At 73.2% G+C, this 12,258-nt stretch carries 10 protein-coding genes; 2 read left to right on the top strand and 8 right to left on the bottom strand.

The window, feature by feature from the left end:
* Window positions 1-114 precede the first annotated feature (114 nt).
* The 7 genes from AB0F13_RS04980 to AB0F13_RS04950 all read right to left on the bottom strand — a co-directional run bounded on the left by AB0F13_RS04980 (window position 115) and on the right by AB0F13_RS04950 (window position 8,397).
* The gene (locus AB0F13_RS04980) at window positions 115-333 is read right to left on the bottom strand and encodes a hypothetical protein (RefSeq protein WP_362075293.1); all 219 of its coding nucleotides are present in this window, start codon (window positions 331-333) and stop codon (window positions 115-117) included.
* Between the two features lie 444 nt (window positions 334-777).
* Window positions 778-1,584, bottom strand: coding sequence for an MgtC/SapB family protein (locus AB0F13_RS04975; protein WP_362075290.1), 807 nt, complete (start codon window positions 1,582-1,584; stop codon window positions 778-780).
* Window positions 1,585-1,867: 283 nt separating this feature from the next.
* Window positions 1,868-3,046, bottom strand: coding sequence for an XdhC/CoxI family protein (locus tag AB0F13_RS04970; RefSeq protein ID WP_362075287.1), 1,179 nt, complete (start codon window positions 3,044-3,046; stop codon window positions 1,868-1,870).
* 10 nt (window positions 3,047-3,056) lie between these two features.
* The gene (locus tag AB0F13_RS04965; protein WP_362075284.1) at window positions 3,057-4,517 is read right to left on the bottom strand and encodes an NCS2 family permease; all 1,461 of its coding nucleotides are present in this window, start codon (window positions 4,515-4,517) and stop codon (window positions 3,057-3,059) included.
* Window positions 4,518-4,648: 131 nt separating this feature from the next.
* The gene (gene pucD / locus AB0F13_RS04960; RefSeq protein ID WP_362075281.1) at window positions 4,649-7,033 is read right to left on the bottom strand and encodes a xanthine dehydrogenase subunit D; all 2,385 of its coding nucleotides are present in this window, start codon (window positions 7,031-7,033) and stop codon (window positions 4,649-4,651) included.
* A gap of 3 nt (window positions 7,034-7,036) precedes the next feature.
* On the bottom strand, window positions 7,037-7,516 hold the full coding sequence (locus AB0F13_RS04955) for a (2Fe-2S)-binding protein (protein ID WP_362075278.1): 480 nt from the start codon (window positions 7,514-7,516) through the stop codon (window positions 7,037-7,039).
* Complete coding sequence (locus tag AB0F13_RS04950) at window positions 7,507-8,397, bottom strand: xanthine dehydrogenase family protein subunit M (protein WP_362075275.1); 891 nt, start codon at window positions 8,395-8,397, stop codon at window positions 7,507-7,509. Before AB0F13_RS04950 ends, AB0F13_RS04955 begins: the two co-directional genes overlap by 10 nt.
* 230 nt (window positions 8,398-8,627) lie before the next feature.
* On the opposite strand from AB0F13_RS04950, the gene AB0F13_RS04945 reads away from it, so the two are divergent.
* Window positions 8,628-10,307: a PucR family transcriptional regulator ligand-binding domain-containing protein gene (locus AB0F13_RS04945; protein ID WP_362075272.1), complete on the top strand. Its 1,680-nt coding sequence runs from the start codon at window positions 8,628-8,630 to the stop codon at window positions 10,305-10,307.
* A gap of 276 nt (window positions 10,308-10,583) precedes the next feature.
* Window positions 10,584-11,369 carry a hypothetical protein gene (locus AB0F13_RS04940; RefSeq protein WP_362075269.1) on the top strand — a complete coding sequence of 262 codons (786 nt, stop codon included), beginning with the start codon at window positions 10,584-10,586 and terminating at the stop codon, window positions 11,367-11,369.
* A 126-nt stretch (window positions 11,370-11,495) separates the two neighbouring features.
* On the opposite strand, the gene AB0F13_RS04935 is transcribed toward AB0F13_RS04940, so the two are convergent.
* Window positions 11,496-12,242, bottom strand: a complete 747-nt coding sequence (locus AB0F13_RS04935) for a GntR family transcriptional regulator (protein WP_362075266.1) — start codon at window positions 12,240-12,242, stop codon at window positions 11,496-11,498.
* Window positions 12,243-12,258: the final 16 nt, after the last annotated feature.

Raw genomic sequence — 12,258 nt, 5'->3', positions numbered from 1 at the left:
GCATTCGTGACACGGGTGCTGAATTGTGCGGCCGAAATCCCGCGCGGCCGGGCCGTGGGCAGCCGTGAACCCCGGAACGAAGGAGTTCCGGGGTTCACGGGCAGCAGATATCGCTCAGAGACCGGCGACACCGGCGTGGACGCCGACGATGCCCTCGACCTGACCGGGCAGGGCGGTGGCGGCCTGGACCGTGTGCAGCGAGGTCACGGTGCCCAGCACGTGGTGGACGTCGCCGGTCACGGCGCCGAGGAGGCCACCGGAAAGGCTGACACCGCCGGAAACGGCGTCCAGCTCGGCGTCGGCGATCTCACGGGTCTCGAGGTTGTCACGCATTATGTGCGCACCCTTCGTTTGTCTGACTGTTTATCAAGAGGTCGGGCAGGCCGCAACAAAACAGCCCATCCAGTACCGCGGCGGCCCGGCCGGAATCGACCACCGTTCTTAGGACCGCTGCGGTGCGCAGATATAAGCATGCGAACGGGTTACGCAGCCAACCGTGTTGACGCCTCAGGGCGCATGAGGTGGCCTCGGAAGCGACTGGCTTTCCGATTCATTCACCTGATCATTACAACTTCTTCACAGGATCGAGTAACAGATATGAGGGGCCCACCGCGCCCGGGGAAGATAAATGGACACACGCCCATCAAGCGCCCGGGGCATAACCGGCATATCGAGGACCGGCGCAGGAAGGGCGCCACCGTTGCCCGCACAGTGTGAAGATTTTCTGCAGCGACGCCGCGTGACCGCGTCAGGACGCATGGTGAGGCGCCGCACCCCTCACCGCCCTGTGAACAGGTTCCGTACCCGCCGGCGTGCCCGTCGGCCGGCGCGGAAGTCCTCGTCCGGATCGTCGTTGTCGTCGTCGTCCGGGCCGTGCAGCGCCGTCCAGCCGACGGCGGAGACGGCGGGTTCCAGGGAGAGCCTGCTGACGGCCTCCTCCAGGAGGCTGTCGTCGCGGCGCTCGGTGGTGAGCTCGGCCGATACGGTCACCTTGCCCGCGGTCTCCGCGTCGCGGCTGTCCACCGAGCGAAGCCGGAAGCCGGGGCGGGTGACGGCCTGCACCACGAGGGTGCGGACGTGGGCCTCCTCGGGTTCGGTGCACACCACCTCGAAGTGGTAGTCGGTGACCACCTCCGCGCCGCCGTGCGGTCCCCGGTCCAGGCCCCGGGCCAGCGGGCGCAGCAGGGTGTTGGCGCCGACCACACCGATCGTGCCGAGGATGGCGATCACGTACAGGCCGGTGCCGGCAAGGGCGCCGACGGCGGCCGAGCACCACAGTGTGGCGGCGGTGTTCAGGCCTCGCACGCTCAGGCCGTCGCGCATGATGACGCCCGCGCCGAGGAAGCCGATGCCGGAGACGATCTGCGCGGCGACGCGCGAGCCGTCATAGCCCGCGGAGCTGGTGGCGTCGGCGAAGCCGTAGGTCGACAGCAGCACGAAGAGGGCGGAACCGGCGGCCACGAGCGCGTTCGTCCGCAGCCCCGCCATCCGCGCGCGCCACTGGCGCTCCAGCCCGATGATCGCGCCGAAGCCCAGGCCGGCCCCGATGTTGGCCGCCATGTGCCATTCGTTCACCCTCACCATGCCGCACCCTCCTGGTACCTGTGTCTCGTTCTCTATCGGCCGGTCACAGGCGGGGGCTGAACCGGCGGACGCACCGGTTCCCGGACGCCGGCGGCGTCCCGGCAGCCACCGCTGTGACGTCCTGAAACCGTACGGGCGGCGCGAAGCCATGCGGAGGGCGCACAGTTACGGCACGTCCGGGGGCGTTGGAGCGCCGGCCACCCGCACCGACCGGCTCGGCGTAGGAGACCGACCGGCTCGGCGCAGGAGACGGCCTCCCGGAGCCGAACAGGAGGTTCGGCGGTTACCCGTTGGGGTGGCCGCCGTACACGGGCACGGGGCATGGAAGGAAGCGGGGCATGCTCCCGGCGTCGTGATGAATCGGTGTGCGCACCCGGGAGAGCGGGACCCCCGATCCCCCGCGGCGTACCGCGACGATCTCGGCGGCGATGGACAGGGCCGTCTCCTGCGGTGTGCGGGCTCCCAGGTCGAGCCCGATCGGGGAATGCAGGCGGGCCAGTTCGGTCTCGGTCAGGCCCGCGGCCCGCAAGCGGGCCAGCCGGTCCTCGTGCGTGCGGCGTGAGCCCATCGCGCCGACGTAGGCCACCGGGAGCCGCAGGGCGCGTTCCAGCAGCGGCACGTCGAACCTGGCGTCGTGCGTCAGGACGCACAGGGCTGTGCGGCCGTCCAGGGACTGGGAGTCGAGGTAGCGGTGCGGCCAGTCCACGACGACCTCGTCCGCCCCGGGGAAGCGGGCGGGGGTGGCGAAGACGGGCCGGGCGTCGCAGACGGTGACGTGGTGGCCGAGGAACCTGCCGGCCCGTACCAGCGCGGCGGCGAAGTCGACGGCCCCGAAGACGATCAGGCGGGGCGGTGGGACGCTGCACTCGACCAGCAGCACCACCGGCTCCCCGCACCGCGCGCCGTCCGACCCGGTCTCCACGGTGGCGGTGCGGCCGGCGTCCAGCAGGGCGGCCGCCTCACGGGCCGCCGTGCGGTCCAGGGCCGTGCCGTGCCCGCCCAGGGTGCCGGTGTACGTGCCGTCGGGCCGCACGAGCAGGGTGCGGCCCGGCATCCCGGGCGGGCCGGACACGACGCGGACGACGGCGGCCGTCTCCCCGTGGACGGCCGCGGCGACAGCGGCCGCCACCACGGCCCGTACCGGGGTGCCCGCGCGGACCGGCACGACGAGGACGTCGATGACGCCGCCGCAGGTCAGGCCGACAGCGAAGGCGTCGTCGGCGGAGTACCCGAACCGCTCCAGCACCGGCTCCCCGCTCTCCAGGGCCGCCCGGCACAGCTCGTAGACCGCGCCCTCCACACAGCCGCCGGAGACCGAGCCGACGGCTGTGCCGGCCGCGTCGACGGCGAGGGCGGCGCCCGGCTGCCGGGGGGCGCTGCCGCTGACGGTCACCACCGTCGCGACGGCGAAGTCGCGTCCCTCCGCGCACCAGCGGTGCAGGTCCTCGGCGATGTCCAGCACAGTGCTCTCCTCACTTCACGCCGAGCCAGTGCTCGATGGGGTGCAGGGCGAAGTAGCCCGCGAAGACGACGCTCAGGGCCCACATGAAGGCGCCCGGCTCGCGCCACTTGCCCTGTCCGGCCTTGATGGCCGTGTAGGCGATGACACCGCCGCCGACGCCCACGGTGATCGAGTAGGTGAACGGCATCAGCACCACGGTGAGGAAGACCGGGATCGCCACGGCCCGGTCCGTCCAGTCGATGTGCCGGGCGTGACTCATCATCATGGCGCCGATGACCACCAGCGCCGCCGCGGCGATCTCGCCGGGGACGACCCGGGTGAGCGGGGTGAAGAAGAGGCACGCGGCGAAGAACAGGCCGGTGACGACGGAGGACAGGCCGGTGCGGGCACCCTCGCCCACCCCCGTCGCGGACTCGATGAAGACCGTCTGCCCCGAGGCGCCCGCCGCGCCGCCGATCGCGCCGCCGGCGCCGTCGACGAGCAGGGCCCTGCTCAGCCCGGGCATGCGGCCCTTCCCGTCGGCCAGGCCCGCCTCGGTGCCCACGCCGATGATGGTGGCCATGGCGTCGAAGAAGCCGGCCAGCACCAGCGTGAAGACGATCATTGCGACGGTCATCCCGCCCACCGCGCCCCAGCCGCCGAACTCGACCTGTCCGAAGAGCGAGAAGTCCGGCATGGAGACCGCGCTGCCCTTGAGTTCGGGGGCGCCGTTCTGCCAGGTGCCGGGGCCCGGGCCGGCGGCGGCGTTGACGACGACCGCGAGGACGGTGCCCGCCACGATGCCGATGAGGATCGCGCCGGGAACCTCGCGGGCCTGCAGCATGAAGATCAGCAGCAGGGTCACGCAGAAGAGCAGCACCGGCCAGCCGGCCAGTTCGCCGGCCGGCCCCAGCGTGACCGGGCCACCGGCCTTCGAGGCGTGCACGAAACCGGCCTTGACCAGGCCGATCAGGGCGATGAACATGCCGATGCCCATGGTGATGGCGTGCTTGAGCTCCAGCGGAATGGCGTTCATGACGCGCTCGCGCAGCCCGGTGAGGACCAGCAGCATGATCACCACCCCGTAGATCACGCACATGCCCATCGCCTGCGGCCACGTCATGTGGGGCGCGACCTGGGTGGAGACCACACCCGAGACGCCCAGCCCGGCCGCGAGCGCGAGCGGCACCTTGCCGACCAGCCCCATCAGCAGCGTGGAGGCCGCCGCGGCGGAGGCGGTGGCGGTGATGAGCCCGGGCCGGTCGAGCGTGTGCCGCGCCACGTCGGGGCCGGAGAGGATCAGCGGGTTGAGCAGCAGGATGTAGCTCATGGCCATGAAGGTCGTGATGCCGCCGCGCACTTCGCGCGCGACGGTCGACCCCCGGTCGCCGATGTGGAAGTACCGGTCGAGCCGGGACCGTCCGGCGGGCGGACGCGAGCCCGCGCCCGCGTCGTCCGCCGTGGTCTCCGGCCGTACGGATGCATGGGTCATGGTGCCTGCTCCAGGAATCGCGGGTGAGGGCTGCAGGACCCGGGGGACGGCCCGAGACGGTGGTGTCCGCGACACCGGCGGCTGGGGGGCGCGCGGCCGGTGCGCGGCGGGTGCGCGTGCGGGCGTACGCGTCAGGTGCCCGTGAGGTGTTCGGGGCGGACCGGTACGCGCGTCAGGGCCAGGCCCGTGGCCTGGCGTACGGCCGCGACGACGGCCGGTGTCGAGGAGAGCGTGGGCGCCTCGCCGACGCCGCGCAGGCCGTACGGGGCGTGGTCGTCGGCGAGTTCGAGGACGTCCACGGGGATGGCGGGGGTGTCCAGGATGGTGGGGATCAGGTAGTCGGTGAAGGAGGGGTTGCGGACCTTCGCGGTCACCGGGTCGACGACGATCTCCTCCATGACCGCGAGGCCCAGGCCCTGCGTGGTGCCGCCCTGGATCTGGCCGACGACGGACAGCGGGTTGAGGGCCTTGCCGACGTCCTGGGCGCAGGCCAGCTCGACGACCTTGACCAGGCCCAGCTCGGTGTCGACCTCGACGACCGCGCGGTGGGCGGCGAAGGAGTACTGGACGTGGCCGAAGCCCTGACCGGTGCGCAGGTCGAAGGGTTCGGTGGGGCGGTGGCGCCACTCCAGCTCGATGTCGACGCAACTGTCCTCGAGGACGTCCACGAGGTCGGCGAGGACCTCGCCGCCGTCGGTGACCACCTTGCCCGCCTCCAGGCGGAGTTCGGCCGACGCCCACGCCGGGTGGTACGTGCCGAACCTGGCCCGCCCCCTTTCCAGCACCCTCTCGCGCACCGCCTCACAGGCGTTCTTCACCGCGCCGCCGGTGACGTAGGTCTGGCGGGAGGCGGAGGTGGAGCCGGCGGAGCCCACGCGGGTGTCGGCGGGGTGGATGGTGACGTGGTCCACGCCGAGTTCGGTGCGGGCGATCTGGGCGTGCACGGTGACGCCGCCCTGGCCGACCTCGGCCATCGCGGTGTGCACGGTGGCCACGGGCTCGCCGCCCACGGCCTCCAGGCGTACGCGGGCGGTCGAGTAGTCGTCGAAGCCCTCGGAGAATCCGACGTTCTTGATGCCGACGGCGTAGCCGACGCCCCGCACCACGCCCTCGCCGTGGGTGGTGTTGGACAGCCCGCCGGGCAGCGCGCGGATGTCCGGGGCGCCGCCCGCGCTCTCCCACTGCCGCTGCGGGGGCAGCGGCATCGCCTTGACGCGGCGCAGAAGTTCGGCGACGGGCGCGGGCGAGTCGACGACCTGGCCGGTGGGCATGGTGGAGCCCTGCGACATGGCGTTGCGGCGGCGGAACTCCACCGGGTCCATCTCCAGCGCGGCGGCGAGCCGGTCCATCTGGGCCTCGTAGGCGAAGCACGCCTGCACCGCGCCGAAGCCGCGCATCGCGCCGCAGGGCGGGTTGTTGGTGTAGAGGGCGACCGCCTCGATGTCGACGTTGTCGATGACGTAGGGGCCGGCGGAGAGCGAGGCGGCGTTGCCGACGACCGCCGGGGAGGAGGAGGCGTAGGCGCCGCCGTCCAGCACGATGCGGCACGTCATGTACAGGAGCTTGCCGTCGCGGGTGACCCCGTGTTCGTAGCGCAGCCGGGCGGGGTGGCGGTGGACGTGGCCGAAGAAGGACTCGAAGCGGTTGTAGACGATCTTCACGGGCCGGCCGGTGCGCAGCGCGAGCAGGCACGCGTGCGCCTGCATGGAGAGGTCCTCGCGGCCGCCGAAGGCGCCGCCGACACCGGAGAGCGTCATGCGGACCTTGTCCTCGGGCAGGCCGAGGACGGGCGCGATCTGGCGCAGGTCGGCGTGGAGCCACTGGGTGGCGATGTAGAGGTCGACGCCGCCGTCCTCGGCGGGCACGGCCAGACCCGATTCGGGGCCGAGGAAGGCCTGGTCCTGCATGCCGACTTCGTACTCGCCGGTGACGACGACGTCCGCACGGGCCTTGGCGGCGGCGACGTCGCCGCGGACGACGGGCTGGCGGTGGACGATGTTGGGGTGCGGGACGTGAGCCGCGTGGTCGTCGGTCCGGCCGGGGTGCAGCACCGGTGCTTCGGGGGCCGTGGCGCTCTCCTCGTCGGTGACGACGGGGAGTTGCTCGTAGTCGACCTTGATCTTGGCGGCGGCGCGGCGTGCGGTCTCGGGGTGGTCTGCGGCGACGAGGGCCACGGGTTCGCCGTGGTGGCGGACGACGCCGTCGGCGAGGACGGGCGTGTCCTGGATCTCCAGCCCGTAGCGGGTCGCGGCGGGCAGGTCGTCGTGGGTCAGCACGGCGTGGACGCCGGCCGTGGCCAGGGCGGCGGAGACGTCGACGGAGCGGATGCGGGCGTGGGCGTGGGGGCTGCGGAGAGTGAAGCCCCAGAGCATGTCCTCGTGCCACAGGTCGGAGGCATAGGCGAACTCGCCGGTGACCTTGAGCGTGCCGTCGGGGCGCAGCGTGGATTCGCCGATGCCGCCCTTGGTGCCGCTGCTCTGGGTGAGGCCGGTGGGGGTGCGGGAGATGTCGCGCATCGTTCAGCCCGCCTCTCCGGCGCGGGCCGCGGCCAGGCGCACGGCGTCGAGGATCTTCTCGTAGCCGGTACACCGGCACAGGTTGCCCGAGAGGGCCTCGCGGATGTCGGCGTCGGAGGGTGCGGGGCTGCGCTCCAGCAGCTCGTCGGTGGCGACGAGGAGGCCGGGGGTGCAGAAGCCGCACTGGACGGCGCCGGCGTCGACGAACGCCTGTTGCACGCCGGAGAGTGCGCCCTCCTGCGGACCGGCGAGCCCTTCGACGGTGACCACCTCGCGGCCCTCCACCTGGCCGGCGGCCACCAGGCACGCGCAGACCGGGACGCCGTCGAGACGGACGGTGCACGAGCCGCATTCGCCCTGCTCGCAGGCGTTCTTGGAGCCCGGCAGGCCGATGCGTTCACGCAGGACGTACAGCAGGCTCTCGCCTTCCCATACGTCGTCGGCCTCCTGGGGCCGGCCGTTGACGGTGAAGTTCACGCGCACAGTGCTTCCCTCCCTTCACCGGTTCGGTAGGCGTCCCAGACCCAGCCGAGGGTGCGGCGGGCCATGACGGCGACCGCGCGCCTGCGGTAGGCGGCGCTGCCGCGCACGTCGTCGATGGGGCTGCAGGCGCCGGCCGTGAGGTCGGCGAACTGTCCGGCCACGGAAGGCGGGACGGGCCGTCCGGAGTCCCACAGGCCGCCGTCGGCCAGCGCGGCGCCGAGGAACTCCTCGGCGGCGCGGGCCCGTACGGGCGTGGGCGCGGCCGAGCCGATGCCGGTCCTGACGGTGCGGCTGCCGGGGTGCAGGGCGATGCCGAAGGCGCACACGGCGATGACCATGGCGTTGCGGGTGCCGACCTTGGAGAACTGCTGCGGGCCGGTGGCCTTGCGTATGCGCACGGCCCTGATCAGCTCGTCGGGCGCGAGGGCGTTGCGCTTGACGCCGGTGTAGAACTCCTCGACCGGGATGAGGCGGGTGCCGCGCACCGACTCCGCCTCCACCTCGGCGCCGGCCGCCAGCAGCGCCGGGTGGCTGTCACCGGCCGGGGAGGCGGCGCCGAGGTTGCCGCCGACGCTGCCGCGGTTGCGGATCTGCGGGGAGCCGACGGTGTGGGCGGCCAGCGCGAGGCCGGGCAGCTCGGTGCGCAGGTGGTCGAGGATGCGGGAGTACGGGACGGCGGCGCCGAGGCGGACGTCGCGCTCGCCGGTCTGCCAGTCGTGGAGTTCACCGATGCGGTTGAGGTCCAGCAGGTACTCGGGCCGGCGGTGGTCGAAGTTGATCTCGACCATCACGTCCGTGCCGCCCGCGATGGGCACGGCCGTGGGGTGCTCGGCCTTCGCGGCCAGAGCCTCCTCCCAGCTGGCGGGGCGCAGGAAGTCCATGAATGTCTCTTCTCGAGGGGGGTTGCGGCGGGTCGTTCATGGCGGTTCCGGGACGGTTTCTCGCGGCGTGGGGCCAGTAGAGCGACGTATGGACCCACCGGTGCAGTCACCGAAACCATGAAGCGGTTGGCTGGCCAGGGCCCATGTCTTGTAGATTCGAACGAAAGACGGGGTTCAGAAACCTCACTGCATTCCACTGGTTACAAGAAGACAGATCGGCGGCGACGACGATGCGGCTGCGCGCACTGCTGGAGACCGATGCGCTGGGCCTTCGGCTGCTCGGCGGCGAGGACGAGCTGGACCGCACCGTGCGCGGGGTGATGACCACCGACCTGCGCGATCCCAGCCGCTACCTCTCCGGCGGCGAGCTGGTCCTGACCGGCCTGGCCTGGCGGCGGGAGCCGGCGGACTCCGAGCGGTTCGTCCGCATCCTGACGGCCGCCGGCGTGGCCGGGCTCGCCGCGGGCGAGGCGGAGATCGCCTCGACCCCCGACGACCTGATCGAGGCCTGCGCCCGGCACCGGATGCCGCTGTTCTCGGTGAACGAGAAGGTCTCCTTCGCCTCCATCACCGAGCACGTCGTGCGGCAGGTCTCCGGCGAGCGGGCCGGGGACCTGGCGGCCGTCGTGGACCGGCACCGCCGCCTGATGACGGGCGGCCCGGCGGGCGGCGGCCCCGAGGTCGTCCTGGACCTGCTCGGCTCCGACCTGGACCTGCGCGCTTGGCTGCTGTCCCCCACCGGCCGGCAGATCGCCGGCTCGTCGCTTGCGGACGCCGGGCCCGGCCTGCCCGCCGCGGCCGGCGCGGCCCTGGCCGGCGAGCACCTGGCGGCCTCGCGCACGGGCCGGCGCGGCCCGCACCGGGTGACGGTGGCCGGGAGCACGTACTCGCTGTTCCCCATCCGCAGCAGCGGCCGCGCCGCGTCCGCCCGGGACGTGCGCGAGACGGTGCTGTCGGACTGGCTGCTGGCCGTCGAGGCGGACGCCGGGGAATGGCCGGAGGAGCGGCTGGACCTGCTGCACGGCGTCACGCAGCTGATCGCCGTCGAGCGCGACCGGCGCGACGCGGCCCGTACGGTGCGCCGCCGCCTCGCCCAGGAGGTCCTCGAACTGGTCCAGGCGGGCGCCGCGCCCGCCGAGATCGCGGCCCGGCTGCGGGTGGCCGCGCCCGTGCTGCTGCCCGGCCTGGGCACGGCTCCGCACTGGCAGGTCGTCGTGGCCCGCGTCGAGTGGGAGGGCGGCGACATCCCCGGCGGCCCGGTGGCCCAGGCGCTGCTGGAGGAGGTGCTGGTCGACCCGGACGCGTCCGGGCCCGAGCCCTCCGACCGCATCGCCGTCGCCCATACGGGCGACGAGGCCGTGGCCCTCGTGCCGCTGCCGGCCCTGCTGACCGGGGCCGAGGAGCCCACCGTCCCGAGCCTGCACGCCGACACGCTCCTGACGGCCGTGCGCGACCCGCTCGCGCAGGGCCTCGCCGACGACGGACGCCTGACCTTCGGCGTCAGCGCCGCCGTCCACTCCGCGGAGGGCCTGCGCGGCGCCCTGGAGGAGGCCCGGCACGCGCGTCGCGTGGCCGCCGCCCGTCCGGGCCGCGTGTGCGCGGCGGGCCACCAGGAGCTGGCCTCCCACGTCCTGCTGCTGCCCTTCGTCCCCGACGACGTCCGGCGCGCCTTCACCGCCCGCCTCCTGGACCCCCTGCGCGACTACGACCGCCGCCACCGCGCGGAGCTCATCCCGACGCTGGAGGCGTTCCTGGACTGCGACGGCTCCTGGACGCGCTGCGCGACCCGGCTGCATCTGCACGTCAACACGCTGCGGTACCGGGTGGGCCGCATCGAGCAGCTGACGGGGCGCGACCTGTCCCGCCTGGAGGACAAACTGGACTTCTTCCTTGCGCTGCGCATGAGCTGACGGCCGTCGGAACCTCGCGCGCACCTCATGAGCGGGCGCTGCGCTCACTCATGAGGCAGTTCGCTCTTGGGTAATGTGCGCCCACCAGCAGGAGTCGCGGGCCGCGTCGGCGCTCACCCCCCACTTCGCACGCATCGGCTCGCCCCCCGCACGGGTTCCGGGTTTGTGAATTGGTTCACACCTGCCCCTTGGCCGCGCCCGCCTCTTCGTGCTGTGATCGGAGCAGGCTTCCAGCTCGACGGCGCGCTTGGGGAGGGCACTGTGGCGGATACCGCCATGCGGAATTCTGGGTTGTCGGAGCCACCAGGACCACGGAAACCACTGGACCCGCAGGGGGACGATCCGCTCGACCAGGCCGTCTGGCGGCTGCGCTCGCGGGCCTGCTGGGACGACGCGGCGGCGCTGCTCGCCCCGCGCGCCGCGACCGAGCCGGGCGCGGCGCTGCAGCGGACGGCGGTGCTGATCGAACGGTGCGTGTTCACCGCCGGGGGCTGGGGCGCGGCCGAGGACTCGCTGCGCGCGACCGAGGCCCTGGCCACGGAGGACGACGAGCGCGGGGCGGCGGCGTGCGAGCGTGGTCACCTCGCGTACGCGTCCACTCTTTTGGGGGTACAGGACCGGGCCGACGAGGCACGCTCCGCCCTCGGGCGCGCGGCGGCCCTGCTCACGCCGCACTCGCCGACGCGGCCCCTGCTGGACTTCCGGCGCGGCCTGATCGCCCAGCACCTGTCCGACAATCCCTCCGACGCGACCGCCGCCTTCCAGCGGGCACACACAGGCGCCACCGCCCAGGGACACCAGCTCCTGCTCTCCTTCACCTGGCGGCACATCGCGGCGATGGCCGAGCACGACGGCCGGCCCGCCGAGGCCCGGCACGGCTACGCCGAGTCCCTGCGCATCCGGGAGGAACTGGGCTACCTGGTCGGCATGGCCCCGGCCCTGGTCTCGCTCGCGGCGGTGGTGGACGACCCGGCGGAGGCGGACCGCCTGTGCGAGGAGGCGGGCCGGCTGGTACGGCTCCTGGGCGGAGTGCCCACCTGGCTGGCGGAGCGACTCCGCTGACCCCCGGGGCTCCGCCCCGGACCCCGGTCCTCAAACTCCCCCAGCTACCGCTGGGAGGTGCCCCCAGACGGGCTGGAACATCCAGCCCGTCCGGCGTTTGAGGACAAGAAAAGGTGAAAGGGCGGGTCAGGGGCAAGAACCACAGTGCCTGCGGGCAAGGGCCTCAACCTCGGCAGCATCCCGCGCGCCTAGCGCGTCGAGCAGCCGCAAGTGCTCGGCCGCATCGGCCACAAGCCCGTCGGCCCGCACCGGCGCAGCCCACTGCGCCCGCCGGTGGAGTTCATCCGCAACCAGCACCAGCTGCTGATTGCCCGCGAGAGCGAGCAGCGCCCGGTGAAAGGCCCGGTCCGCCTCCGCGTAAGCCGCACGGTCGCCGCCCGCCGCCACGACGGCCGCGGTCTCGGCGAGCGGCCGCAGCTCGCTCCAGCGCCCGGCGGGGACGGTACGGGCCAGCCGCAGCAGGGCGGGTATCTCGATGAGGGCGCGGACCTCGGCGAGCTCGGCCTGGTCGCGCGGGGTACGGCTGGTGACGCGGAAGCCGCGGTTGGGGACGACCTCGACCGCGCCTTCGAGGGCCAGCTGCTGCATGGCCTCGCGCACGGGCGTGGCCGAGACGCCGAACCGTTCGCCGAGCGCGGGGCCGGAGTAGACCTCGCCCGGTACGAGCTCCCCGCTGACGAGCGCCTTGCGCAGCGCGTCGAGCACCTGCCCCCGAACGGAGTAGCGCTGCGGCACCCGGCGTGACCCGGCCGGGCGACCGTAGTCGTACTCGCTCGCGTCGTGGGTGTGCTCCCCCCGTGCGGACGGCGTGGCCTGCGCGGGTACCGCGGCGCCCGGCCCTGATACCGCGCCGTGGGATCTGCCCTGCTCCATTGGGGTTCCTCCTGGT

The sequence above is a fragment of the Streptomyces sp. NPDC026206 genome, assembly GCF_040638465.1.
Classification (GTDB): domain Bacteria; phylum Actinomycetota; class Actinomycetes; order Streptomycetales; family Streptomycetaceae; genus Streptomyces.
This window is presented reverse-complemented; position numbering and strand designations above follow the sequence as displayed.